Below are 24,710 nucleotides of genomic sequence, written 5' to 3'. Positions count from 1 at the left end.
GATCGACGGCAACGAAGATGACCTGGACGCCGCAAGCCGCGGAGATCGCGCGGGAAGCGGGTGCGCGGCTGCGCGAGTTTTTTGCGCAAGGCGTTGCCACGGAGTACAAGGGCGACGTGGACCTGGTGACCGTGGCCGATCGCACAGTGGAGAAGTTGATCCGCACGCGGCTGGGCGAAGTGTTTCCCGAGCATGGAATCTACGGCGAAGAGGGCACGCGGGAGCGCATGGACCAGGAGTATCGCTGGTACGTCGATCCTCTGGATGGAACGACGAATTTTGCGCATGGGTTTCCGCAGTTCTGCGTCTCGCTGGGGTTGGAGCAGCGCCGGACTGGTCTGAAGCCTGATGAGGATGGAACAATTCTGGCGGGGGTGATCTACGACCCGATGCGGGATGAGCTGTTCGAAGCGGAATTGGGGCGCGGAGCGACGGTGAACGGCAAGCCACTGCATGTGTCGAAGACGGCGCACCTGGCGGAGGCGCTGGTAGCGACCGGGTTTCCAAGCCGGAAGCGGCATCAGAGCCCGAACATTCACTTCTACCACGAGTTCACATTGCGTTCACACGGGGTGCGGCGCGCGGGGTCGGCGGCACTTGATCTGGCATATGTGGCGGCGGGTCGGCTGGAGGCTTTCTGGGAGTTCAACCTGAACCCCTGGGATACGGCAGCCGGTGTTCTGGTGGTGACCGAGGCAGGCGGACGCGTGTCGGACTTTGCCGGTGGCCCATTCCAGCTCGAAAGCCGCGAGGTGCTGGCATCAAATGGGCTGATTCACGACGAACTGGTGGGGATGTTCGTGGATCTGTTTGCGGGGCGAGGGCTCGCACCGATCCCGACGCCGGGGGAGTTTGCGGCGATGCGGGAACTGCGGGCCAAGGGGCTGGAGTAGAACAGAGATGCACGGCGGTTCGTGCTTTCCCACTCATGACGCGATAAAACTGCGTCATGAATGGGGCACCCAGGATGTTGCAGATCGAAGCTTATCTTTGGCCGGCGAAATGTGATTCCCGCATGGCAAAACGGTGGTGCTCTGGGCGGCAGTCAGGCCTTGGGGGCGTGTGCTACTATCAGCGTCGAGACTTCAACTCTGTCGGAGAAATCAAGAAATGGCTTATGTAATCGCAGAACCCTGTATCGGCACCAAGGACACCGCCTGTGTGGACGCCTGTCCAGTCGATTGCATCCACCCCAAGAAGGACGAGGCCGATCACGCTACGGCGGATCAGCTGTTTATCGATCCGGTCGAGTGCATCGATTGCGGCGCGTGCGTTCCGGCGTGCCCGGTTTCGGCCATCTTCGCGCAGGACGATGTGCCGGAGAAGTGGGCACACTTTACGCAGAAGAACGCCGAGCACTTCGGTCGGTAGCCTAGTCGTAGCGCAAATACATTTGCGCGAGATCAAAACGCGTCCGCTGCAGCGGGCGCGTTTGTGCGTTCGGGCAAGGTGAGGGACGATCGTGGCAGTGCTAACGTCAGAAGCCGTGGTGTTGCGCACCTGGCCGGTGCATGAAGCCGACCTGGTGGTGAGCTTTTTTACGCGCGACTACGGGAAGATGACCGGCGTGGCGAAGTCGGCGTTGAAGAGCCGCAAACGATTTGGCGGCGCGCTGGAACCGATGACGGTGGCGCGGGCTTGGTTTGCAGAGCGGCCGACGCAGGACCTGGTGCGGCTGGATCAACTGGAGATTCTGCGCTCGCCGCTTTCGCTTCCGGTGGATGCAACGCGGCTGACGGTGCTGAGCTTTTTTGCCGAGGTGCTGGAGCAGGCGCTGCCGGAGCACGACCCGCAGGAGACGGTGTTTCGGCTGATCGTATCGGTGCTGGAGCAGACGACGGTGGAGCAGCCGTGGATGCCGCTGACGTACTTCGCGCTGTGGATGACGCGGCTGATGGGATTGCTGCCGGATATTGCGCATTGCACGGCGTGCGGTGAGGCGCTGGTCGCGGGCGAAACGAGTTTCAATGCGTTTGCGGACGGGCTGTTTTGCCATGTGCACCGCGCGGCAAACGCGAGCGAGTTGTCGGCCGATTCGTGGCAATTGGCGCTGAAGATGCTGCGGGCGCCGGTGGGGTCGTTTGCGGGCGAGGCGTGGCCGCGAAGGCGTGGGCAGGATTTGCGGCGGTTTGCGATGCAATCGCTGGAGCGGCACATGGAACGGAAGCTGAAGTCGGGGGAGATGCTGGGGCGGTTGGTGGGATGAGCGCGATGGTTGGTGGTTTCCCACTCATGACGCAAAGTGCGCGTCATGCAAGGGGCACCCATGTTCGCGGTGAGGGATGGATCTTTCCCAAGTCTCAGAAGCGGGACATGGGATGACCGAGTTTGTGGTCGCGCGTAAATCGCGTGAAGCAGATCCTTCGCTCACCACCCCCGAACTGAAATACGTTCGGGGCCCCGTTCGCTCAGGATGACACTTCTGAGGAATTAACATGAAGCAGGTCCTTCGACTCCCGTTGGTCGCTCAGGATGACACCTTCGGAAGAAAGAGGGCCAGGATTGATCAGCCGACGAGGTCGGCGGAGAGTTTCTCCTTTCTGGCGTGTTCGCCGGGGTCGAGGATTTCGTTGATCTGGCCGTTGGCGTATTGCGCGCGGAGATTCTTCTTGTCGAATTTGCCGACGCTGGTTTTGGGGACTTCGGGGATGAAGGCCCAGCGCTCGGGGATCCACCACTTGGCGACACGGTTCGCGAGATGCGCGCGGAGGATCGCGATATCGAGGGGCACGCCGTCTTTGGGCACGACGCAGGCGAGAGGGCGCTCGTCCCAACGGTCATCGGGAACGCCGATAACGGCGGCTTCAAGAACGTCGGGGTGATCGATGAGGGCATTTTCAAGTTCGACGGACGAGATCCATTCGCCGCCGGATTTGATTACATCTTTTGAGCGGTCGGTGATGCGCAGGTAGCCTTGCTCGTTGAGAACACCCACATCGCCGGTGCGCAGCCAGCCATCGTGAAAGCGTTCTGGTGCGGGATTGCCGTAGTAGGCCGCGGTGATCCACGGACCGCGCACTTCAACTTCGCCGATCGATTCGTCATCCCAGGGCAGGACGGCGTCGCCATCGCAGAGGCGCATTTCGACGCCGGGGATGATGCGGCCGGTTTTGGTGGTCCAGTTGATTTCGTCGTCTTCAGTGCAATGACGCGGCGGGCGCGCGGAGGCTGCCACGGGGCTTGTTTCCGTCAAGCCCCAACCTTGGATGACGGGAACATTGAAATGCTCTCGGAAGCCTTCGGCGATGCTGCGTGGCAGGGCGGAGCCGCCCGAGAACAGAATTCTGAAAAGCGAGAGGTCGACCTTATTTGCGATTGCATGCTGCAGCATCCCGCCGAGGATGGTGGGGATGGCCGCCGAGACCGTGGGGCGGCAGGTGGTGATGAAACGGCAGAGCGGCTCGGGCTGAAGGAATGGGCCGGGCATGAGGAAATCGCTGCCGGCAAGCCAGCCCGCGTAGGGCATGCCCCAGGCATTGGCGTGGAACATGGGAACGATGCAGAGCGAGCGGTCGTTGATGCCGATGCCGATGCACCACGGTGCGCAGATGGTGAGCGCATGCAGGTAAATGGATCGATGGCTGTAGACCACGCCCTTGGGATCGCCGGTGGTGCCGGTGGTGTGGCACATGGCGGCGGCGGAGCGTTCGTCGAGATCGGGCCAGGTGAATTCCGGTTGCTCTGCAGCTAGAAGTTCTTCGTAGTGCAGCAGGTCATCGGGCAGGGAAGCGGCGTCGCCCACGATGACGATGTGCTCGACGGTAGTGAGTTTCTCGCGCACACGCGCGACTGCCGGATAGAGCGAAGCGTCGACGAGGATGATGCGGTCTGCGCCGTGATTGATGACGAATGCCAGCTGCTCTGGAAAGAGGCGGATGTTGAGTGTGTGCACGACCGCGCCCATCGAGGAAATGGCGTAGTAGGCTTCGAGGTGCTCCTGGTGGTTCCAGCAGAATGTTCCTACGCGATCGCCGGGCTTAATGCCGAGCCGCAGGAGCGCGTTGGCAAGGCGGCGCACACGGTCGCCTACCTGGCGGAAGGTGGAGCGGCGGGCGTGATCGCCCATCCAGGTGAGGACTTCGCTCTCAGCATGCACGCGGACACCATGCTCGAAGATGGCGCCGATGGTGAGTTGGAAATCGGACATGGTGGACGGCATGGGAAGCATGCGAAGGACCTCCAGGGAAGTGGCGCAATTCTAGACGAGCGCACGAGGCGCTTTCAAAACAAAACCGAGGGCAGGAATGCGCCGGCGGGCTCGTTGTAGAGGCCCATGGACATCAGGGTCATCGGTTCGACGACGCGGAGGCCGTTCGACAGACACCAGCGGAAGAGTTCAGCGTTGCGTGAGGGAACGAGGATGCCGGGGCCGCCGAAGGATTCGACGGAACAGATGAGAGCCTGAAGGTCGGCGTTGGATTCGGCGGTGGCATGGCCGAAGAAGGCGAGATGCGATGCGTAGGCGGTGATGCGGCCATCGCGTTCGACGACCAGTGATCCGCCTCGCTGAACAGCTTGAGCGAGTTCAGTGCCGCGGTCGAATCCGTGTACGCGATGAGAGAGCGCATTGCAGGCGGACAGGTCAGATGTGGTCGCGGGTCGCACTGTGCATCCGGGAACGCTGCGCTCTGGGGCGCGGCCCTGCATGACGGAGAGAGGCTCGCGGATGTCGAAGCCGAGTGAGGCGTAGAGCGAGAGCGAACGGTTGTGAAATGCTGCCTGCACAAGGCGAATTCCTGCGGGATCGTGCTCGCGGGATCGTTCGAGTACGGCCTGCATCAGCTTGCGGCCGACGCCATGGTTTTGCGTGTCGGGGTCGACGGTGATGGGGCCGACGCCGTGAATGATGGAGCGCTGGTCAAGGCAGTTGCTGCCGAGGATGCGGCCGTTGTTTTCAGCCACAATGCAATAGAGGCCGGGAGCGGAGAAGCACGAGGTGATAATGCCGACGGCGACCTCTGGGACTGGGACGTCGCTGGGGAAGTTGTGGGCAGCGTTGATCGCGGAAAAGGCGCGATAGCAAATATCCGCGCAGACTGGAACGTCTTGGGAAGTGGCGGGGCGAATGACGACGTCGGGCAGGGAAGTCGCGGGCATCGTGGCGTCCTTGAATGAAGTGGGAGGAAGTATAGCAGGGAGATAATGGCACGCGGGTCGAGCGAAGGCTTCAACAAGCCCGCCAGGAGGTGGACTCAACCGAAGATTTCGAAGACCTGACCGGACATCTCCCGCTCTGCCGGAAGAGAGAGCGGCCTGGCCTGCTGCGGCGGATCTGCAAACGGATCATCATCCTTCTCCGCCAGATTTGCTCTCTGACGCGAGGGGGCCATACCGATCGCCTGATTTTTTCCGGCTTTCTTGGCGCGATAGAGGCCTCGGTCGGCGTATTTCAGCACGTCATCGTAGCCAACGGCTCCTGCATCTTCCTCGATCCAGGGAAATGCCGCCCATCCGATGGAGCAGGTCTGATGCACCACTTCGTCACCGCCGACGGCAAAAGGTTTTAGACGCAGGGCATCGAGCACGCGCTCGGCGAGGATGGCTGCCTGGCGGCGATCGGTGAAGCGCGAAACAACCAGAAACTCCTCGCCCCCCCAGCGCACCAGGAGATCGGAGTTGCGAATTGCGGAACCAATGCGGCGCGAGGCCTCGATGAGCACGCGGTCGCCGGCATCGTGACCATGCTGGTCATTCACTTTTTTGAAGTTGTCAAGATCGATGACGTAGAAGATGAGATCGCGTTCCGAAACGTTCTCGTTTTCAGCATAGTTGCGCAGACATTGGGCGACATCGCCCTGGATGGAACTCATGAGGAAGCGCCGGTTGCGGATTCCCGTTAACGGGTCGGTGGTGGATGATTCCTGCAGCACTCGATTTGCCCGTTTCAGTTCCTGGTGCAGCAGCTTTTGCTTCATGAAGACCATGGCAGCCATGGCAAACATGGCCACGGCCGTGACGAGCACCCTGAAGTGCATGATCTGGAGAGGGACTCCAGGTTCGAGCACCGCCGCAAGGACGATGACGGGAAGCGACAGCACGGCAAGGATCGCCAGCCTTCCGATCCACGAACCGTGTCCTTCGCGATCAGCCGGGTCGCGGCTAAGGCGGAGGCCACGTCCCTGCATCGCAACGATCATGAAGAATGCGAAAGACCCGAGATAGGGGATGTCGTACCAACTGCCGTTGAAGTAGGTATTCAGTTCAATGGCGCGGTTCTCCAGCGAGAAGCAGATAGCGCCCAATAGCACGGCGCCAAGGTAGAAGGCGTAGAAGCGCTTCCATTCTCCTGTGCTCTGCCGGAGCAGGACGGACTGCACCACAAGCACGACGAGGATCTCGATAAGGTAGAGGCGGTCGTAGTTGGTGTTGTACAAGTCGACATTGGGCGAGATGTACTGCCAGCAGGTGACCAGGAAGACATAGAAGAAGACCCACCACAACATCAGCAGCAAAAAATCCAGCGTACCCAGCCGGGCACTGCGCTTCGACTGTTCAAGGTGGGGACGCAGCAGGAAGCCCGCAAGCATCATTACGCCGGGGAGAAAGAGAAGCACGTCGCCGGCAAAGAGCAGGGGGAGCGGCTTTCGCAGGACCAGGTCGTAGAGCATCCACCAGAGCTGGTCGATGAGCAGCATGAACCAGCCGACCGACTGCATGATCCAGAAGACCCGCAAGCGACCGCGGGCAGGAACGGCGTTTAGCGCGAAGGCAACGACGAGAGCGATCAAAACAAGAGCCAGCGCAATGTCGCTAGTCGCGGTGAGGGCAAGTCCGCGTGGAAGGAGTGCGGAAGCCGCAGCCTGTACCAGTGTCAGCGTGGCCGCCATGCCAATCCAGAATCTCGTGCTCGTGCTCAAGATGGACTTTCCCTTGGTCTTAATTCTAGGAAGCTTAGCGGCGGCAGAATAGGGGCGAAACGTGGTAGCGGCATGCGACTTTAGGAGCAGACTGGAACTGTCGATTTGGTTGGAATTACGGCGAGTGAATTGAAGGGTAAGCGGTTTGCGGGGTCTGGAGTTGAGGATACTTTCGAGAATGTGGCTATTCGCGGTGACTGGTAGAATCGGTCTAGTCCTTTTGAAAGAGATGATTGCATTGTGGCTTCGACTTCGGTAGCAACTTCACATCAAAAATCAGCGCTGACGTTTCAGGAATTGTTGTTTCGCCTGCAGGGGTTCTGGGCGGAGCGCGGGTGCGTTCTGCAGCAGCCGTATGACGTGGAAGTGGGCGCGGGCACCATGGCACCGGAGACGTTTTTGCGGGTGCTGGGGCCCAAGCCGTACCGGGTTGGCTATGCGCAACCCTCGCGGCGTCCGGCCGACGGGCGCTATGGCGAGAACCCCAACCGGCTGTTTAAGCACACCCAGTTTCAGCTGATTCTGAAGCCGCCGCCCGTAAATGTGCAGGAACTATATCTTCAATCGCTTGAGGCAATTGGAATCGATCTTCGAAAGCATGACATCAAGTTTGAAGAAGACAACTGGGAGTGGCCCGCGGGCGGTGCCTGGGGCGTGGGCTGGCAGGTAATGCTGGATGGGCTGGAGATTACGCAGTTCACTTACTTCCAGCAGTGCGGCGGGATGGATCTCGATCCGATCTGCGCGGAGCTGACGTATGGTCTCGAGCGCATTACGCAGTTCCTGCAGGATGCGGATTCGATCTACGACATCGTATGGGCGCGTGATCCGGAGACCGGCGCGGAGATGACGTATGGCGAAGTACGGCTCGCGGAGGAGCTGCAGTTTTCGGTTTACAACTTTGAAGAAGCCGAGGTGCCGAAGCTGTGGGAGCACTTCAGGCTGTACGAGGCCGAGGCGCACGATCTGCTGAAGCGGGCAAATGAGTTGATGGCAAGCGAGACGGCGACGGTTGCGGAGAAGAAGCGATTTCCGCTGCTGCCGACGTACGAGCTGGCGCTGAAGTGTTCGAACCTGTTCAACATTCTGGATGCGCGTGGAGCGATCAGTGTGACGGAGCGGGTGGGGGTGATTGGCAGGATTCGGAATCTGGCGGTGGGTGTGGCGAAGGCGTATGCGGTGCAGCAGACGGCTGGCTCTTAGCTTTCAGCTCTCAACTGTCAGCTTTCAGACGACAGTGAAGGCCGCCAGCCAGATTGCGAAGAGAGCTCAGCAATAGCCGCTGAATTGAGAAAGAAGCTGAGAGCTGACAGCTGATCGCTTAAGGAAAGAATCGATTTCATGTCTGACTTTTTAATTGAGATTGGGTTGGAGGAAGTTCCGGCCCGGATGATTGCGGGAGCCGAGGCGGAGCTGGGTCGGCGCGTGCACGATCTGCTGTCGCGTGAGCGGCTGCTCGAAGACGGCGCAAGCGTAAAGACCTACTCGACGCCGCGGCGGCTGGCCGTTCTGATTGAGGGTGTGCGTGCGGCGCAGGCCGATGTGGAAGAAAAGCTGACCGGGCCTTCGTGGAGCGTGGCGTTCAAGGATGGCGCTCCTACAAAGGCAGCGGAAGCATTTGCGAAGAAGGCCGGGATTGCCGTGGATGCACTTGAAAAAGTGACGACGGCGAAGGGCGAGTACGTGGGCGCGACGGTAAAGCGCGCGGGTAAGGCTGCAGCGGAAATCCTGGTTGCCGATTTGCCGAAGGAAGTGCTCGCGATTTATTGGGCAAAGAATATGTACTGGCGCGCGGGCAAGCCGGAACGGTTTGTACGGCCGGTGCGGTGGGTTGTAGCGAAGCTCGATTCTGCGACTGTGCCGCTGGAGATTGCGGGAATCAAGGCCGGGAATGCCAGCCGAGGGCATCGGATTCTGCATGGAGATTCGCCGGTGGAGATAGGGGCAGCAAAGGAGTATGCCGAGGCGTTGCGTGGTGCGAGTGTCGTGGTCGATGTGGCCGAGAGACGGCAGGCGATTCGCAAGGCGTTGGACAAGGTGACGCGGACGGTTGTCGGAGCGCGTTGGCGCGAGGACGAGGGGCTGGTAGAAACGGTGACACACCTGACGGAATGGCCGTCGGTGATTCTCGGCGACTTTGAGGCGGAGTATCTTGCGTTGCCCGAAGAAGTGCTGGTGACGGTGATGCGCGATCACCAGAAGTACTTTGCGGTTGAAGATGCGCAGGGCAAGCTCGCTGCGCATTTTCTGGCGGTGCTGAATACGAGGGCCGATGACGAGGGAAATGCGATCATCCGGCACGGGAATGCGCGCGTGCTGCGGGCGCGGTTCAAGGATGCGCGGTTCTTCTGGGATTTCGATCAGAAGGCGCCGTTGGCGGCGCGCGTTGAGAGCTTGAAGAATGTCACGTTCCAGAAAGCGCTGGGTACGTATCACTGGAAGACCGAAGAGAACCTGGAGTCGGCGAGTTGGTTGTCAGAGGTTGCCGCGAAGGCCGGCGCCAAGCACGATAACGCCGCGCTGATGGAAGCGGTTCGGCTGGCGAAGGCGGACCTTACGACTGAACTGGTGAAGGAGTTCACCGAGTTGCAGGGAATTATCGGCGGGCTGTACGCGCGATCGCAGGGATTGGGTGAACGCGTGGCGCTGGCGATCTACGAGCAGTACACGCCCGCATCGACCGAGGATGACATTCCAGTTTCCGTGGAAGGGCAGTTGCTCGGTCTCGCCGATCGCATCCAGACGATCGCGTCGATGTTCGGCATTGGAATGCAGCCGACGGGGTCGAAAGATCCGTTTGCGCTGCGGCGTGCGGCGAATGCAATTGTGAAGATACTGGCCGAGTCGGACCTGCCACTGAAGCTCGGCGAGGTTGCGCACTCCGCGTTGACCGACGATGTGAACGAGCGCGAGGTGCTGGCGTTTCTGCGCGAGCGGCTGCACTTTTATCTCAAAGACGTGCGTGGGTTTGCGTATGACGTGGTGAACGCCGTGCTGGGGGCGGATGGCGATGATGTGCGCGATGCGATGGCGCGGGCAGAGGCGTTGACGACGGCGCGGGCGTCGGCGGACTTCGAAGCGGTTTCGGCAGCTTTCAAACGGATCAATAATATTTTGCGGCAGGCGGCGGAGAAGGGGTTCGCCGTGGGATCGTCGGATGGCGTGGCGTTGTCGGCAGAGGCCGCGAAACTGCACGACGCGGCGAAGGCGCTGGCTCCGGAAGTTGCGAAGCTGCGACAGGAGCGCGCGTACGGCGAAGCGCTGGCAAAGATCGCGACGCTGCGGCCGGTGGTGGATGCATTCTTCGACAAGGTGATGGTGCTCGATCCGGATGCGGCGGTGCGCGGTGCGCATCTCGGGCTCATTGATGGCGTTCTGCGCGGGTTTTCGGGGATCGCGGACTTCAGCGAGATTGTAACGAGTTGAGCGAAGGAAGTTCCCGCTTATGCGACTGGCGGAATAGCGGGTGCTGTCGGCTGCTGACTTCTGCGAAGATGCAGGCCATCTCTAACGCGTAGAACTCCGATCAGGAGTCCCGGCATGGTTTTCAATGCCGTCCATGCCGTGACGCAAAGGAGACCAATCAACTTGCGGCGTCCGTGGAAGACGCGCCACCTCATGACGACGTGCTCGAAGATGATGCGCCAGCGAGGGAAATCCTTCAACCTGAGGTAAGCACGTGAGCGTTCTGCTGTGACTCCAAAATCACGAGGATTGATCAGGTGCATCTCGGCCGAGAGGTTGTACAGCCGCGTACCCGGATACGGATAGAAGATGGACGGGTCGATCTCCTCCGGTTCGCAAGCGCGGGCCACCTCGCTGGTTTCGACGGCATCCCTGGGGGTTTCAGTGGGTACGCCAACCAGCATGAACAGGCCTATTTCGATTCCAGTCTGGCGGGCGCACTGGCAGAATCGGATCAGATCTGCGTTGGTATAGGGTGGCCGGTTCAGGATATCCCTCCGAATGCGTGGAGAGCCGGATTCGAGTCCAACGTTGAGTGTCACAATGTTGGCGCGCCGAAAGGCCGCCAGCATCGCATGCAGGCGATTTTCATTTTGCACCAATTGTGTGGTGACGGCGAAGTTGGCGCGAAACGCGATCGGCCGCTCGCGCGTTGCATTGAAGGCGGCCAGGTGATCGCACAACTGAAGCGCCCAGGGAATGGATGCACTGATGGTTTCTATCTCCAGGTAGATGGACTGCTGGTCAGGGAAGCGCCGGAGAATCATCTCAATTTCCGCAAGGATGTTCTCTGGTGAACGAAACCGCACGTAACGGCCGACCTGCATACCGCGAAGAACGTGGTTGGAGCAGTAGGTGCAGGAATAAGGACAGCCGCGGCCGACGACCACACGCGCGTTCCTGGCTCCCGGATCGACCCAGCGTTCCCAGTGCGCATATTCGATGAGTGGAAGCTCGTCCAGATCAGTTCGGAACGCTGCGGGGGGAGTGCGATCCACATCGGTGAGCCCTGGGATTTTGATCCAAGTCCCTGGAATGCCTGAGGGCTGGACGCCGCGGGCGAGAGAGTTGGCCCAGGCCACGGCGACGTCTTCGCCTTCACCGACGCATACTGCGTCGATGTCCGGATGGGCGATGCACTCATCTGCGCGAACGGTGGCATGGACGCCGCCGAGCAGGATGGGAATCGACGGCTTCAGAGACTTGATTTCTTTACAGAGGCGAGCGATGAGATGGAACTGCGTGCTGACGCAACTGGCGGTGGCCATCTCGCAGCCGAAGTCTTCGACGATTTCGCGGGCAACGCGCGTTAGTGGCGTGTCGGGAGTGACAACCCAGCACCGGACCGTATGTCCGGCGTGTTCGAGACAAGCCGTGATGAGGCTGAATCCATACGGGATCTTGTCCCAGCCATCAAGCGGGCGCTCGATGGTGCTGTAGTACTCGACTGAAAAGAGACATGCGACGCGGGCCACAGACCGCCTCGATTCCGCTCGAAGTTTGGAGCGAAAAGGATTTGTTGGAAGTATAGCTCCGCGCCATTCGTACACGATTACCCTTCGGTACCCGCAAAATAGAGCGTTAGTAACTACTGCGAAGTCGTCGCCATTCCGAATCAGGCCTTGGATATCGGAAACCGCAGAATGTTGATGCTAGCCTGGAGGCGGGATGCGAACGGTGTTGGCGCGGCAGGAGCGGATGGGGCCGCAGGCGATGGGGTGGAGGGCTTTGTCGAGGCAGACCTCGACGGCGGTGAGGAAGTTGTGGCCACAGCTCACGGCGATGCTGTCGCGGGAAAGCGATGGATTGGCGCGGGTGAAGAGCGAGACGATTTCGTCCGGCGGCATCGAAGTCTGCGACGAGAGTCCTGCGAGTGTGGGCGGGATGGTGATGGATTGGTAGGCGGTGCGCGCGGTGTTGAAGAAGTCATTTGCATTGAGACCGGAGCAGGTGCCGTGGGTGCTCCATTCATGTTCGAGCAGTCCCTGATCGGGATAAATGTCTTTGAAGGCCGAGGGATCGCTGGGGCCGGCGGCGTTGGAGCACTTTTCAGGGTAGGTGCCGTTGTTGTTCTGCGGCCAGAGGCCGTGCAGGACGAAGGTGGAGTGCGATGCGCACTCGGGGGCGTTGGGGTGCGAGTAGCAAAACTCCGGCGACCAGGAGAGGTTGAGGAGGTAGTAATCGAAGCCGGAGCCGGTTGCAACCCGTGGGTGCGCGCGATCGGATGTGGCGGAAGGGGTCCGAGCGGCGGAGTCCGCATTGGGGTTGGACTTGCAGGCGCTGAGCAAGACAAGAATCGCGAGACTGATCGCGGGGAACGCGAGCTTCATGCAGCGCAGGATAGCAGGTGGCGGGGAGCGGTTCATATGCTTTGATTCGCGGCGCGGAAAAGCAGGTCCTTCGCTACGCTTACCCCACAGACGACGATGTCGTCTGCGGGGCCCCAAGCTGCTTTGCAGGATGACACCTCAAACATCAACGGAGCTAAAAATTAGCGAAGCTGCATTTGGAAACTAACGAAGCCGCATTTGACTCAGCGGAGGACGGCGTGCGGCGTTTGCACGGCTGAGAGTTCCTTGAAGATCGCGTCCGGCAGCTTCAACCCTGCGGCGGCGATGTTCTCTTCTACGTGTGCGACCGACGACGTGCCGGGAATGGGCAGAGTGATGCGGGAGCGTCGGAGCAGCCATGCAAGCGCGACCTGCAACGGCGATGCTTGCAGCGTAGTTGCGGCTTTGCTCAGGATGTCGTGCGCCTGACGATTTTGTCCCAGAGGCGCCCAGGGGATGAAGGCGATGCCGTTCTTTTCGCAGTGGTCGAGCAGGTAATCCCATTCGCGGTCGGCGAAGCTGTAACGATTTTGAACCGAGACGATGGGGACGATCTTGCGGGCGCGCTCGAGGTGTTCGAGGGTTACGTTGGAGAGAGCGACGTGCTGGATCTTGCCGGCTTCGCGGAGGCGTGCGAGGGTCTCCATCGACGCGTCGAAGGAGACGGCAGGATCGGGGACGTGAAGCTGGTAAACAGAGATACGGTCGAGGCGAAGACGTTTGAGGCTGCCTTCCACGGCCTGTTGAAGGTGCTTCGGGCTGGCGTTGTGGATCCACTGGCCGGGGCCGACGCGCTCCCATCCGCCCTTGGTTGCGACAACCAGTCCGCTGGGATAGGGCGCAAGGGCTTCGGCGATCAATTCTTCAGAAACGTTAGGGCCATAGGAGTCGGCGGTGTCGATAAAGTTGACTCCAAGTTCAACGGCACGGCGCAGCGTGGCGATTGCGGCGGCATGGTCGACGGGCGGCCCCCACACGCCCTTGCCGGTGATACGCATGGCGCCGTAGCCGAGGCGGTTGACGGTGAGGTCGCTAAGTGCGATGGTTCCGGCGGCAGCGGCAGAGACGGCTTGAGAAGCTGTAGGCATGAATGAAAACTCCTTCGCCCTTATAGGATGTGCGCTTCTGCCCGGCGGTCGCAAGGGGTGAAAGCATATCTGGGATGAATCGACGGGGGGCGGGCCACGTCTACAATCAATATAGAGATGGCAGACACACTTTATTTGAGTTTGTGGTATCCGAATCTGCGGCTCGCGGCGCTGAAGGAGAAGCTGACGGCCGTACTGGGAGCATTCGCGAAGCACGGCGGCGAGGCACGGGTGTATTCGGCGACAGTGTGGCCGGTAAGGTGGAGCGAGGCCCCGGTATTTCAGAAGGTTTACGGCCGCGGAGAGCGGGGCCTGGAGCCGCATCAGGCTGTCGAAGATGCCCTTGAGCTGTTGCATGAGGACTGCGCCTATGAGTTTCAGATTGGGTGGAGTTTGTGGGAGCCGGAGATTGGGCAAGGAACAGAAGCGGGTCCTTCGGCTTCGCGCTCCGCTCAGGATGACAGCACGATTCTAGAAACGCGCTGGGCGAGGGAGCAGCGGATGGTGCGCGTGACGGGGTATGGGCCACTTTTCGATGAGGGCACATACGAGCAGGATGGTCACATCCGCGTAGACTTCGGCAGCGACGCCGCGTTTCTGGATGAAGAAATTGAGTTGGACTCCGTTGTGGCGCGGCACGTGGAAGAGAATGTCCGCCAGCTTATCGAGTTGACCACGGCGGTGGAGAAAGACTCCGGCGCGACGGCACGGCTGCTGTGGAGCGAGCTTGGAGAAAGCCTGGCGCAGCGGCTGGCGGCTCGGCTGGGAATGGCGAACTGAGGGGAACGGTGCGCTTCACGATTGAGCGGCTGCGAACGTTGGTGCTGGTGGCCGGGGTGCTGCTGGTGATCGCACTTGGCCTGTTTCTGGGCGCGGCCAAATTCCGAAACCGCTTTATACGCAAGGATCTTCCGCAAAAGCTAGGACTGAATATCCAGGAAGAGGCGAATGGATTTGTCTATACGCATGAGGTGCGGGGACACATCCTCTACAGGATTCGTGCTTCGAAGCAGATTCAGTTGAAACGGGAGGGCAAGGTATTTCTGCAACTGCACGATGTGAATATCGAACTTTTTGCCGAAGATGGAAGCAGAGTGGATCGGATTGCGGGTGATGAGTTCGAGTATGACCCGAACAGCGGAATTGCAAAGGCCGTGGGTCCGGTGGAGATCACGCTAATGAAGCCTACTGTGGCTCCCGCGATTGCTCCCAAGGCTGCGGCAAACCATTCTCTGACCTCGAAGCAAAAGAACAGTCCGCTGGCATCGGCGGCACACTCGGTTGCAAGCGGCGAAATTAAGGTAAAGACCAGCGGACTGATCTTCGACCGCAATACCGCGCAGGCTTCGACCGTGGAGAGAGTGGAATTCACCGTAACGGAAGGCGGCGGCAGCGCCATGGGTGCGAATTACGATGCGCACGACGGGCTGCTGGTACTCGATCACGCTGTGCGGTTGCAGATTCAGCGCGGCTCCGCTCCGGTGAGTATGTCGGCGCAGCATGCAGTCTTCGAACGAAACGACCAGGTGTGCGATTTGGAAGGCGCGTCGGTGCGATATCGGAGTGATGTGTCGACCGCCGAGGATGCCAAAATCTACTTCAGGGATGATGGTTCGGCAGAGCATCTTGTCGCGGAGAAGGGATTCCAGCTTGAGACGGCGGCGGGGGGCCGGCTGGCAGCGCCAACGGGAACGCTCAATTTTGACGAACACAACCAGCCGCTGCACGGGCACCTGCAAGGCGGCGTCACGATAGACTCCGACAGCAAAGGCCGGAAGATTCACGGAACTTCGCCAACGATGGATCTGGCTTTCGCCTCGCAGGGAGTGCTGCGCGGCGTGCACCTTGAGCGCGGGGTCGAGATCGTAAGCGATGACGAGATGGCGTCTGCGCGTGGCCTCTTGCATACGCACCGGGTATGGAAGTCGCCGGTGGCGGATATGGCATTCAGGAATGCAGGCAAGGGCAAGGTTGAACCGGCAACGATCCACGGAATCGAAGGCGTCACAGTGGCGGCGACGAGCCAACTCGGAAATTTGCCGGCGGCTCCCGAGAAACTGACGGCGGATGATGTCACCGGGGAGTTCGGCGCCAACGGAGCGCTGACAAAACTGATTGGGCACGGGAACACGTCGATTACTGAGACAACCGCGACCGGAGCTAAGGAGACGATGAGCGGCGACGATCTAGAAGCTCATCTGGCGGCGGCCGGGAACACAAAGCAGCGCAGCCGCGGCGCCGCGGGCGGGGAGATGCAGATTGAAACTGCAACCATGGATGGCAATGTTGTGTTGACGGAGCAGCCCCCCGCGAAAGCTGGAGTGGAACAGGCGGTGATGCGGGCAACTGCGGGACACGCCGACTACGACAGTGCGGGCCAATGGCTGCACCTGACCGACGGTCCGGGTGTGACGGATGGAGGGCTGGAGCTGAGTTCGGAAAAGCTGAACGTGTCGCAGGAATCCGGCGATGCCGTGGCGCAAGGCAATGTCAAGGCAACATGGGCCGGCGAAGCTCCCGGGACCAGGCGGGACAAGGGCGGCACGGGGAGTTTGAATGCGAACTTCGGCGCGCAGGGTCCGACACACGTTGTCGCAGCGAGGGCGGAACTGAAGCATTCTACGGGCGCTGCGACTTTCAGGGGCAATGTACGGTTGTGGCAGCAGGGCAATTCCGTGACTGCTCCGGTGATCGAGCTCGATCGGACTAAGCAGACGCTGGTGGCGGAGACGACCAGCGCGAGGAGCCCGGTTCAGGTGGTCATGGTCAGCACGACAGCCGCGGTTCCGGGCGCTGGGGATTCGCAAAGGCAAAAAGAGCCATCGGTGATTAGCGTGCGCGGGGGCGATCTCAAATATTCGAGCGCGGAGCGCAAGGCGGTGATGCGGGCCGGCGTGACGGGAAGAGTGATATCGAGCACCACGGAAGCAACCACGTATTCGAACGAGTTGGAACTCACTCTACTGCCGCCGGGGAATCATGCGGGCAAGGACGGCGCCGCGGCGCAGGTTGACCGGATGACTTCGACCGGACGCGTGGAGATTTCGTCCGGTGGCCGTCGCGGAACGGGCGAACAGCTCGTCTATACAGGCGACACAGGCAACTACGTGCTGACCGGAACCGCCGCCGCGCCGCCGAAATTGACGGATCCGGCGCACGGGACAGTGACCGGGCAGGCTTTGATTTTCAATAGTCGCGATGATAGCGTCAGTATCGAAGGCGAAGGACGCAAGACGACGACGATAACGACGGCGCCGAAGTAGTTGTGGCGTTTTTGAAAACGCTCGAGAGCTAGATGGAAACATTGATCGCTGAGGGAATCGGAAAGAGCTACAAGGGCCGCCAGGTGGTGCGCGGAGTGAACCTGAGGATCTCACGCGGCGAGGTCGTGGGGCTGCTGGGGCCGAACGGCGCGGGCAAGACGACGAGTTTTTATATGATCGTCGGCCTGGTGGCGCCCGAGACGGGGCGCATCCTGGTGGACGACAACGATATTACGCGGCTGCCGATGTACCTGCGGGCGCGCAACTATGGCATCAGCTACCTGCCCCAGGAGCCGTCGGTCTTCCGTAAGCTTACGGTGGAGGAAAACATTCTGGCAGTGCTCGAGGCGCAGGCGCTTGAAACGCGGGAACGCAAGTCGCGGACCGAGCGCCTGATTGCCCAGTTGAACCTCGGGCATATTCGCGGCACGAAGGGGTACGCGTTGTCGGGCGGGGAGCGGCGGCGGGTCGAGATTGCCCGATCGCTGTGCATTCAACCGAGTTTCATTTTGCTCGACGAGCCCTTCAGTGGGATCGACCCCATTGCGGTGCTGGAACTGCAGAAGATCATCTTCGACCTCAAGGCGGCCGGGATCGGCATCCTGATTACCGACCACAACGTCCGGGAGACATTGAGCGTGACCGACCGCGCCTATATCATTGCGGAAGGGCGGATCTTCCGCGCCGGGACGCCGCATGAGCTGGGTAACGACGTCGAAGTTCGCCGCATCTACCTGGGTGAGGGATTCTCATTGAATTAACAGGATTTCCGTGGCTGCTTCATCGTTTTGCCGAGGCTGAAAGCTCACTGCGGGGCATGAATCAAGGGGTGGCGTGCATCGTGCCCGCTACCCGATTACACTTAGAGCCAGTCCTATTGGGAATCGAGTCCCTTGTATGGCGCTGTTACAACCTAGATTGAACCTGAAGGTGTCGCAACGCCAGGTCCTCACGCCGGGCCTGATGCAGATGGTGAGCGTTCTTGCGCTCAACAAGCTCGAACTGAAGGAAATGATCGATGCCGAAATGGTGGAAAACCCCGTCCTGGAAGAGATCGACGAGACGGTTCCGATGCTGGACGACGTGGCCAGCAAGCAAGAACACGATCTGCAGCCCCCGGAGCGGCTGGATGTAGGGACGACGGAGGCAGCGACAGAACCCAAGGACCCGTTCAACGAGATCGATTTCGGTTCGTATTTTCAGGATTATCTCGATCCTGGGTACCGGACCCAGCCGGAGTATGAAGACAGCGACAAGCCCTCGTTCGAGAACTTCCTTTCGCAGCCGACCACCCTGTCGGATCACCTGGCATGGCAATTGGGAGCATTGACGCTCGAGCCGGCACTGGCGATCGCAGCCGACTTTATCATCGGGAACCTGGACGAAGACGGTTATCTCACCTTCGGCCACGAGGACTTGATTGACGCGTTTGCGCAATTTCCTGAAAACGAGGGAAAGAACCGGGAAGCGCTGTCCGAATTGGTCAAGCGCGGCATCGACCTGGTGCAGCATCTCGATCCGGCTGGGGTGGCATCGTCGGATTTGCGCGAATGCCTTCTGACCCAGATTGCAGCCCAGCAAGCGGAACTGGGCAAGGTCGATGCGCATCAGGGTGAAAATGGGCTGGAAGATGGTCACCGGGGCTTCAAAGTGGAGGCCGAGGCGAAGCTCGGCGAGCGACGCCGCTCGATGGAAGTGGCCTCGCAGATTGTGCAGAACCATCTGCAGCTTCTGCAGAAGCGCGATGTCAAAGACCTGGCGAGATCGCTGCACGTAACACCGGAAGAAGCGCATGCGGGCGTGGAGTTCATCCGCACGCTGGAACCGCGACCCGGACGGCTCTACAACCGCGAGCAGACGCGCCTGATCGAGCCGGACGTTGTGTTTACCAAGCGCGGGGGCGAGTGGGTGGTCTCGATGAACGAAGAGGACCTGCCCAGCCTGCGTTTGAGCGCGCGCTACCGGCGCATGCTGGTGGCCGAAGGCACGGAGAAGGAAGTCAAGGAGTACGTGAAAGAGCGGTTCCGCTCGGCGATGCAGTTGATGCGCAATATTGCGCAGCGAAAGAGCACGATTTTGCGCACGTGCGAAGTGATTGTTCGGCGGCAGCAGGATTTCCTCGACCAGGGCATCGAGGCGTTGCGGCCCATGATGATCAAGGAAGTGGCGGAAGAGATTGGCGTTCATCCTTCAACGGTGAGCCGGGCCGTGGCCAACAAGTATGCGCATACCCCGCAAGGCGTAATCGAACTGCGCTTCTTCTTCTCGGAAGGATCGAACGGGCCGGAAGGGGCCGATACTCCTCTGCTGCTGCTGAAGCGCAAGGTCCGCAAGCTCATTGACGATGAAGATCCCCGCCACCCGATGACCGACGACCTACTCGCCGCCCAACTGCAGGCGCAGGGCATCCAGCTGACCCGGCGCACCGTGGCAAAGTACCGCGAAGACATGAATATCCCTTCCACGCACCAGCGAAGGCAACGGGACGCCTAAGCCTAAATGGGAGTTGCGGTTGCATTCGCCTTCCCTCCGGTCGTATTCTCAAATCACTGCGTCCATCGCACTTCCCGCTCGCTTTCATGGTGGTTTCTGTTTCGACTCAAAGAACGCATTGAGGTCGACCTGTGCCTGTTTTGAAGACAAGCTTCTCGGAAGGCGATCTCATTGCCGGCAACTACCGGGTGCTTTCAATTGCCGGCTCGGGTGGCATGGGGGTGGTGTATCGCGCCCGCGATCAGCGCCTGGACCGCACGGTTGCCCTGAAGTTTTTGCCGCCGGAGTTGAATACAAGCGAGCGCGAGAAGGAGCGGTTCCTGCGCGAGGCGCGCACGGCGTCGTCGCTCGACCATCCCAATATCGGCGTGATCCACGGAATAGAGGAGACCGAAGACGGCTTCACGTTTATCGTGATGGCCTTCTACGAGGGGTCGTCGCTGGCTCAGCGGATTCAGAAGGGATCGCTCAAGGTGCGCGAAGCTGTCGGGATCGCCCGGCAGATGGCGCAGGGACTGGGCGAGGCCCACGCTCACGGCATCATTCATCGCGACGTGAAGCCCTCGAACGTGATGTTGACGGCGTCCGGGCTGGTGAAGATCGTGGATTTCGGCCTGGCGCGCGCCATGACCGAGCAGACGGCTTCGCAGACCGGTGTGACAACTTCAATGTGTGGGAAGATCTTCGTGTCGCCAGCGAGTGGCTCAACGATACTGCCGACGCCTCCGCGGCAGTGAAGAAGGAAGAGCCTCTGCTGCTTGACTACGTCCAGGCGCATCCACGGATGCAGGTGCCATTGCGACTTTAGCAGACGTGACCTCCCGCGTTGGATCGCGTGACCAGGCGCAACAATACATCCGCACGGCGATTGCCCTCTCCCCGGACGATCCTTACGTGATCGAGTCTGCTGCCGCGGCGTGGGAGAACCTGGGGATCGTCGTCAGAGTGTCATTTTTCTCAATCGGGCGTTCGCCAAAGGGTTAACCTTGGAACTTGCGTCGCAGGATCCAGAAACGCAGATGCTCCTCAAAGATCCCTCCCTCCGCTCACCAAAGAAGTGAAAGAACAACAAACCCAATCCAAGGAGAACGCAAATGCCGAACGACAACGTTCCCGCCGAGATTACCGTCAGCAGCACCTACTTTCCCTCTCAGAACCCGACCACAGCTACAAAGAGTCATGGCGTGAAATTCATTCCACCCACCGACGGCTGCACAATCTGTGCGGACAAGGATATTGGAGGGAAGAAAAGACACGACATCAACAAGCCAACAACTTTCTCGCTGGAAACATTCACGGTGGGCGACACGATTACCTATGATCTGTTTGCCTATGGCACCCCCTGCACGCAGGGCAAGCGCAAAGATAGCATCGGGAACTCAATTATTGTCGGCAGCGGAATGCCAAAATAATCGCCGAGGTTTTCTTGCCCATTTGGCCCCTACATCGCTATGTAGAACATTCTGTGATTTAGGAAGGCCAGATCAAATCCATAAGAAAGGAAGATTGCCAGATAGCGATTGCGGTGGTTTTTGTTGGCTGCTATGTTGGTGCCCCATAGGATCACCGTTACATGGGGAAACTGAAGTTCTAACCGAATTCCAATGCGACGTGATTGACCCAACCCGCCCCGATTTCCCCGGTCGGGGCTACTTCCCGGTATAGCGAATATCCAGGAGTGTCCAATCGTCCTGGGCTTCGCTGGAAGCCTGGTAGCGGGTGAGATGTTCGATCAATGCGTCGAGACTGGGCAGGTACGCAAGGCCCGCAAGGCCCTCAATGCCGATCTGCTGGCCTTTTTTGTCTTCGATCTCGGTGATGCCATCAGTGGTCAGCAGGATGCGGTCTCCGGGTTGCAGGGTGAACTGCGCCAATTCGTAGGTGGCCTCGGCGATGATCCCCACGATCAGGTTTCCCTCCTCCAGGTAGCGGGTTCCCGTCGGGGTGATCAGGAGCGGCGGGATGTGACCGCAGTTCATGAACTCGACGCAACCATTGGGGAACAATTTCAGCACGATCATGGTGGCATACTTGCCCACCTGCCGCGTGCACAGGAAGCGATTCACGAGGTCGGCAATCTCGGGCAGGGACTGGCCTGTGAGCATCAGCGCATGAATAATGCCCTGCAGTGTAGCGGCGACAATCGATGCCGGGACGCCCTTTCCGGACACATCGGCGATGACGACGCACAGGCTGTCGTGCAGTGCGATGGCGTCGTAGAAATCTCCGCCAATCGCATGGCAGGGAAGGCTGCGAGCGTGGAGTTCGGCGTAGTCGATGCGCGGCATCTTCATCGACATCAGCCCCGAGTGGATAGAGGCGGCAACAGCCAGCTCATCCGCGGCCTGACGGGCCTTGAGTTCCGTCTTCGCCAGCAGCGCATTGTGGAGAAGCGTGGAGGCCTCGTTGGCGAGCGTGTCGAGCACCTGGTGATCGATCTCGCTGAGGCTGCCGGCGCCAATCTGGCTGTCGAGGTAGAGCATGCCCAGCAGCCGATTGGGCTCTGCGGGCGAGATGTGTTTGCGCAGCGGGATGCAGTAGATGCTGCGAATGGAGTTGGCCAAGACGCTTGCCCAGCCTGAAGCGCTGTCGTCCGCCAGCGTATCGCTGAGAAAGAACTTCGAGTCGCTCTCGATGGCCTTCTGCATTGCCCGGCGCGAGACCGAGGGATCTTCTTCGACGGTGCTTCCATCGGAACGGAGACCAAGGGCGAGGCGCATCTCTTCGCCTTCGAGCAGGTACACGAAGCCTCGCTCGACCCCGGTGAGCTGAAGGGAAAGTTGCAGCAGTGCGTGAAAAACATCGGTGATCGCGCCACCCGCATTGAGCTGGCGCGCCGCATTCAACAGAAAGTTGAGCTTTTCAATTTCGCGAGCGGGTTGAGGAATGTTCCTGTCGGTGGGTGCGAAGACAGAGAGAGCGGAAAGCAGATCGGTGGCAAGGCTCGAACCGCTGTCTGCGATGCCTGCGGCCTGCAGGAACCGAAACGTGGCGGCATTGAGGGAACCGAATTGAAGGCTGTCGCCGGACTTGAGTGGCGAACGCTCGACGCGCTGACCGTTCAGAAATGTGCCGTGGGAGCTATTCTGGTCGACCAGCTCAAAATGGCCATTCTGCCTGGTGATCACCGCATGACGGCGCGAAACATATGCCTCCTTGAGCACGAGGTCCTGATCCGGCGAACGGCCGATGCTGGTGCACTCGGATGCGAGCGTAAAGAAGTGGTCGCCATCCATATCGGCGTACTTCAAAGTTGGCAATGAGGTTGCTGGGGCCATCGAGCACATTCTATTCTGCTCGTACTGCAAATCGCGAAGCCATTTTTTGCGTGTGCTCAACTGGCCGCGCAATCTTCCAGCCCAGTACAGCGGCAAATTGATGTCAAGCCCGGTCTGGCTCGCCCTTTCCCGTTGGCATCCGCCGGTCGAGCAGTCCAGCGCCGGGGCCTCGCCGACGGGGCACCTGGGATCGTAGAATCCTTAAACGGGCGGATTGCGAGCGTTTTCGCGCTGCGGCGAGATGCTATACAATCCGAGTCTCTCCGGAAGCATTGCTAGCCCGGAGGGGGAAGAGCGGAGGCTGACCATGGAAGTGGAGTTCACCGCAAGGCAAGTTAGCGTTCCCAAGTCCGTGCGTTCTCAAGCCGAAGAAGGGTTGGAACGAGTGGGCCGAATCCTGGGCAGGACCGCGCGCGCCAGCATCACGTTTCGTGCGCAGCGGCATCTGCAGATTGCCGAATTGACCATCAAGGCAAGAGTTCAAACCATTGAGGCGGCCGGCAAAGCCGACACGCTTGAGGCGGCACTGCGCATCGCCATCCAGCATGCCGAGAACCAGGCATTGCGGTATCGCGATCGCCAGTTTGAGCGCAAGCGCCTGCCCAAGCTGGACAAGGTGCTGACCGCTCCGCCTGTGACGCATCCGAAGCGCGGCGCGCAGCCTGAGAGGCTGGCCGAAAACGGCAAGCTGACTCGCGCGAAGGTAAGGACGGCCATCGCCGTGCACTCATTCCCGGTCAGCTCCACCTTGGTGGAGCCGCATATTCTCTCCAGCGGCGAGGCCATTGCGGTGAAGCCAATGAGTATCGAGGAAGCGGTGAAAGATGCCGAATTTCGCGACCGCGATTTGCTGATCTTTCGCAATCGCGTCGGCGAGTTGTACGTGCTGCATCGCCGCCGTGACGGACAGATGGAGTTGGTCGAAGTTCCCTGACCACGGTTGTGTAACCTTCGTGTAACAAGCCGGAAGACGACGGATTTCTGTGAGCGTCAAACGGTGTAGGATGAGCGCATGGTTCCTCCTCAGCCGGCTTCTGGTGCGCGTCGTCGCTCTACGGAACAGGGAAGAGCAGCGAAAACCTCGAAGAAGGAATTGGTCATTCTCACCGGGATCTCCGGTGCGGGCAAGGCCTCAGCGCTCAAAACCTTTGAGGACCTTGGCTATCAGGCGGTGGATAATCTGCCGCTGGAACTGATGCCGGAGTTCGCCGGCCTGGTGCAGAAATCCAACGACATTGATCGGGCGGCGATTGTCGTGGACGTGCGCGAAGGACAGGCATTCGATCGGCTGCCGGCGATCATCAAGCGCGTAAAGCGGGTGCTGCCCACGCGCGTCGTCTTTCTCGATGCGCAGGATCCGGTGCTGGTACGGCGCTACTCCGAGACACGCAGGCCGCATCCGCTGCGGCGCTCTGAAACCGTTTCGCGTTCGATTGTGGAAGAGCGGCAGATGCTCGATTCGATCCGTAACGTCGCCGATATCCTGATCGATACTTCGCGGTTCAATGTGCATGAACTGCGCGCGGAGATCCAAAAGAGATTCGGACGTGAGGATCAGAGCCAAACCATGCTGGTCTCTTGCCTCAGCTTCGGATTCAAGAACGGCGTGCCGCTGGACGCGGACCTGGTGTTCGACGTGCGATTCCTGCCCAATCCTCACTTTGTGCCGGAATTCCACGACAAGACGGGCCTCGATCCGAAAGTAGCCGCTTACGTGACGAGCTTCCCGCAGACCGGAGAGTTCCTCACGAAGGTCACCGACCTGATGCTCTTTCTGATGCCCCACTACGTGAAGGAAGGGAAGAGCTATTTGACCGTTGCATTTGGCTGCACCGGCGGGCAGCACCGCAGCGTGATGATGGCCGAGGAGTTGACGAAGCGGCTGGTAAAGGCCGGCTACCAAGTGAAGGCTGTGCACCGCGACATGCCGCGCTAA

The 24,710-nt window shown here is 60.1% G+C and carries 19 protein-coding genes and 2 pseudogenes; 13 read left to right on the top strand and 8 right to left on the bottom strand.

From position 1 onward, the window contains the following. Positions 1 to 17: 17 nt before the first annotated feature. From WCA10_RS07125 to recO, 3 genes are all read left to right on the top strand, one after another. Positions 18 to 893 (top strand): inositol monophosphatase family protein, encoded by an 876-nt coding sequence (locus tag WCA10_RS07125; RefSeq protein ID WP_472821832.1) that lies wholly within the window; start codon positions 18 to 20, stop codon positions 891 to 893. 217 nt (positions 894 to 1,110) lie between these two features. Then, complete coding sequence (locus tag WCA10_RS07120; protein WP_472821812.1) at positions 1,111 to 1,371, top strand: 4Fe-4S dicluster domain-containing protein; 261 nt, start codon at positions 1,111 to 1,113, stop codon at positions 1,369 to 1,371. 91 nt (positions 1,372 to 1,462) lie between these two features. Beyond that, positions 1,463 to 2,206 carry a DNA repair protein RecO gene (gene recO, locus WCA10_RS07115; RefSeq protein ID WP_472821811.1) on the top strand — a complete coding sequence of 248 codons (744 nt, stop codon included), beginning with the start codon at positions 1,463 to 1,465 and terminating at the stop codon, positions 2,204 to 2,206. A gap of 300 nt (positions 2,207 to 2,506) precedes the next feature. On the opposite strand, the gene WCA10_RS07110 is transcribed toward recO, so the two are convergent. The 3 genes from WCA10_RS07110 to WCA10_RS07100 all read right to left on the bottom strand — a co-directional run bounded on the left by WCA10_RS07110 (position 2,507) and on the right by WCA10_RS07100 (position 6,857). After that, complete coding sequence (locus WCA10_RS07110; RefSeq protein ID WP_472821810.1) at positions 2,507 to 4,168, bottom strand: long-chain fatty acid--CoA ligase; 1,662 nt, start codon at positions 4,166 to 4,168, stop codon at positions 2,507 to 2,509. A 53-nt stretch (positions 4,169 to 4,221) separates the two neighbouring features. Continuing rightward, complete coding sequence (locus WCA10_RS07105; protein ID WP_472821809.1) at positions 4,222 to 5,097, bottom strand: GNAT family N-acetyltransferase; 876 nt, start codon at positions 5,095 to 5,097, stop codon at positions 4,222 to 4,224. A 95-nt stretch (positions 5,098 to 5,192) separates the two neighbouring features. Further along, positions 5,193 to 6,857, bottom strand: a complete 1,665-nt coding sequence (locus WCA10_RS07100; RefSeq protein ID WP_472821808.1) for a GGDEF domain-containing protein — start codon at positions 6,855 to 6,857, stop codon at positions 5,193 to 5,195. 240 nt (positions 6,858 to 7,097) lie between these two features. On the opposite strand from WCA10_RS07100, the gene WCA10_RS07095 reads away from it, so the two are divergent. Both WCA10_RS07095 and glyS read left to right on the top strand, forming a co-directional pair. Beyond that, positions 7,098 to 8,060, top strand: coding sequence for a glycine--tRNA ligase subunit alpha (locus WCA10_RS07095; RefSeq protein WP_472821807.1), 963 nt, complete (start codon positions 7,098 to 7,100; stop codon positions 8,058 to 8,060). 138 nt (positions 8,061 to 8,198) lie between these two features. Beyond that, positions 8,199 to 10,283: a glycine--tRNA ligase subunit beta gene (glyS, locus tag WCA10_RS07090; RefSeq protein ID WP_472821806.1), complete on the top strand. Its 2,085-nt coding sequence runs from the start codon at positions 8,199 to 8,201 to the stop codon at positions 10,281 to 10,283. Positions 10,284 to 10,300: 17 nt separating this feature from the next. Here the strand turns inward: glyS and WCA10_RS07085 are convergent. From WCA10_RS07085 to WCA10_RS07070, 4 genes and pseudogenes are all read right to left on the bottom strand, one after another. Then, positions 10,301 to 11,200 (bottom strand): annotated as a pseudogene (locus WCA10_RS07085) (B12-binding domain-containing radical SAM protein); the annotation flags it as partial. 210 nt (positions 11,201 to 11,410) lie between these two features. After that, positions 11,411 to 11,797: pseudogene (locus tag WCA10_RS07080) on the bottom strand (cobalamin-dependent protein); the annotation flags it as partial. A 177-nt stretch (positions 11,798 to 11,974) separates the two neighbouring features. Beyond that, positions 11,975 to 12,688, bottom strand: coding sequence for a ribonuclease T2 family protein (locus tag WCA10_RS07075; RefSeq protein WP_472821805.1), 714 nt, complete (start codon positions 12,686 to 12,688; stop codon positions 11,975 to 11,977). Positions 12,689 to 12,855: 167 nt separating this feature from the next. Further along, on the bottom strand, positions 12,856 to 13,740 hold the full coding sequence (locus tag WCA10_RS07070; RefSeq protein ID WP_472821804.1) for an aldo/keto reductase: 885 nt from the start codon (positions 13,738 to 13,740) through the stop codon (positions 12,856 to 12,858). A 117-nt stretch (positions 13,741 to 13,857) separates the two neighbouring features. Here WCA10_RS07070 and WCA10_RS07065 point away from each other — a divergent pair, with 117 nt between their 5' ends. From WCA10_RS07065 to WCA10_RS07040, 6 genes are all read left to right on the top strand, one after another. After that, positions 13,858 to 14,520: a hypothetical protein gene (locus WCA10_RS07065; RefSeq protein WP_472821803.1), complete on the top strand. Its 663-nt coding sequence runs from the start codon at positions 13,858 to 13,860 to the stop codon at positions 14,518 to 14,520. An 8-nt stretch (positions 14,521 to 14,528) separates the two neighbouring features. Continuing rightward, a complete protein-coding gene (locus WCA10_RS07060) occupies positions 14,529 to 17,003 on the top strand; it encodes an LptA/OstA family protein (protein WP_472821802.1) in 2,475 nt (824 codons plus the stop codon). Between the two features lie 32 nt (positions 17,004 to 17,035). Continuing rightward, positions 17,036 to 17,764, top strand: a complete 729-nt coding sequence (gene lptB / locus WCA10_RS07055) for an LPS export ABC transporter ATP-binding protein (protein WP_472821801.1) — start codon at positions 17,036 to 17,038, stop codon at positions 17,762 to 17,764. Positions 17,765 to 17,900: 136 nt separating this feature from the next. Beyond that, positions 17,901 to 19,496 (top strand): RNA polymerase factor sigma-54, encoded by a 1,596-nt coding sequence (locus WCA10_RS07050; RefSeq protein WP_472821800.1) that lies wholly within the window; start codon positions 17,901 to 17,903, stop codon positions 19,494 to 19,496. Positions 19,497 to 19,627: 131 nt separating this feature from the next. Next, positions 19,628 to 20,233, top strand: a complete 606-nt coding sequence (locus WCA10_RS07045) for a serine/threonine-protein kinase (protein ID WP_472821799.1) — start codon at positions 19,628 to 19,630, stop codon at positions 20,231 to 20,233. Positions 20,234 to 20,590: 357 nt separating this feature from the next. Then, the gene (locus WCA10_RS07040) at positions 20,591 to 20,908 is read left to right on the top strand and encodes a hypothetical protein (RefSeq protein WP_472821798.1); all 318 of its coding nucleotides are present in this window, start codon (positions 20,591 to 20,593) and stop codon (positions 20,906 to 20,908) included. 237 nt (positions 20,909 to 21,145) lie between these two features. On the opposite strand, the gene WCA10_RS07035 is transcribed toward WCA10_RS07040, so the two are convergent. Next, positions 21,146 to 22,774, bottom strand: coding sequence for a SpoIIE family protein phosphatase (locus WCA10_RS07035; protein WP_472821797.1), 1,629 nt, complete (start codon positions 22,772 to 22,774; stop codon positions 21,146 to 21,148). A gap of 307 nt (positions 22,775 to 23,081) precedes the next feature. Between WCA10_RS07035 and WCA10_RS07030 the strand changes: the two genes are divergently transcribed. Then, on the top strand, positions 23,082 to 23,708 hold the full coding sequence (locus WCA10_RS07030; RefSeq protein WP_472821796.1) for an HPF/RaiA family ribosome-associated protein: 627 nt from the start codon (positions 23,082 to 23,084) through the stop codon (positions 23,706 to 23,708). Between the two features lie 78 nt (positions 23,709 to 23,786). Then, a complete protein-coding gene (gene rapZ / locus WCA10_RS07025; protein ID WP_472821795.1) occupies positions 23,787 to 24,710 on the top strand; it encodes an RNase adapter RapZ in 924 nt (307 codons plus the stop codon).

It is taken from the genome of Occallatibacter sp. (assembly GCF_049582745.1).
Taxonomy (GTDB): Bacteria; Acidobacteriota; Terriglobia; order Terriglobales; family Acidobacteriaceae; genus Telmatobacter.
This window is presented reverse-complemented; position numbering and strand designations above follow the sequence as displayed.

Excerpts from the sequence above, each read along its gene's own strand:
- lptB (WP_472821801.1), top strand. The coding sequence starts at position 17,036 with ATGGAAACATTGATCGCTGAGGGAATCGGAAAGAGCTACAAGGGCCGC.
- rapZ (WP_472821795.1), top strand. The coding sequence starts at position 23,787 with ATGGTTCCTCCTCAGCCGGCTTCTGGTGCGCGTCGTCGCTCTACGGAA.
- WCA10_RS07070 (WP_472821804.1), bottom strand. The coding sequence starts at position 13,740 with ATGCCTACAGCTTCTCAAGCCGTCTCTGCCGCTGCCGCCGGAACCATC.
- glyS (WP_472821806.1), top strand. The coding sequence starts at position 8,199 with ATGTCTGACTTTTTAATTGAGATTGGGTTGGAGGAAGTTCCGGCCCGG.
- WCA10_RS07105 (WP_472821809.1), bottom strand. The coding sequence starts at position 5,097 with ATGCCCGCGACTTCCCTGCCCGACGTCGTCATTCGCCCCGCCACTTCC.
- WCA10_RS07125 (WP_472821832.1), top strand. The coding sequence starts at position 18 with ATGACCTGGACGCCGCAAGCCGCGGAGATCGCGCGGGAAGCGGGTGCG.
- WCA10_RS07040 (WP_472821798.1), top strand. The coding sequence starts at position 20,591 with ATGCCGAACGACAACGTTCCCGCCGAGATTACCGTCAGCAGCACCTAC.
- WCA10_RS07075 (WP_472821805.1), bottom strand. The coding sequence starts at position 12,688 with ATGAACCGCTCCCCGCCACCTGCTATCCTGCGCTGCATGAAGCTCGCG.
- WCA10_RS07120 (WP_472821812.1), top strand. The coding sequence starts at position 1,111 with ATGGCTTATGTAATCGCAGAACCCTGTATCGGCACCAAGGACACCGCC.
- WCA10_RS07030 (WP_472821796.1), top strand. The coding sequence starts at position 23,082 with ATGGAAGTGGAGTTCACCGCAAGGCAAGTTAGCGTTCCCAAGTCCGTG.
- WCA10_RS07035 (WP_472821797.1), bottom strand. The coding sequence starts at position 22,774 with ATGGCCCCAGCAACCTCATTGCCAACTTTGAAGTACGCCGATATGGAT.
- WCA10_RS07065 (WP_472821803.1), top strand. The coding sequence starts at position 13,858 with ATGGCAGACACACTTTATTTGAGTTTGTGGTATCCGAATCTGCGGCTC.
- WCA10_RS07050 (WP_472821800.1), top strand. The coding sequence starts at position 17,901 with ATGGCGCTGTTACAACCTAGATTGAACCTGAAGGTGTCGCAACGCCAG.
- WCA10_RS07110 (WP_472821810.1), bottom strand. The coding sequence starts at position 4,168 with ATGCTTCCCATGCCGTCCACCATGTCCGATTTCCAACTCACCATCGGC.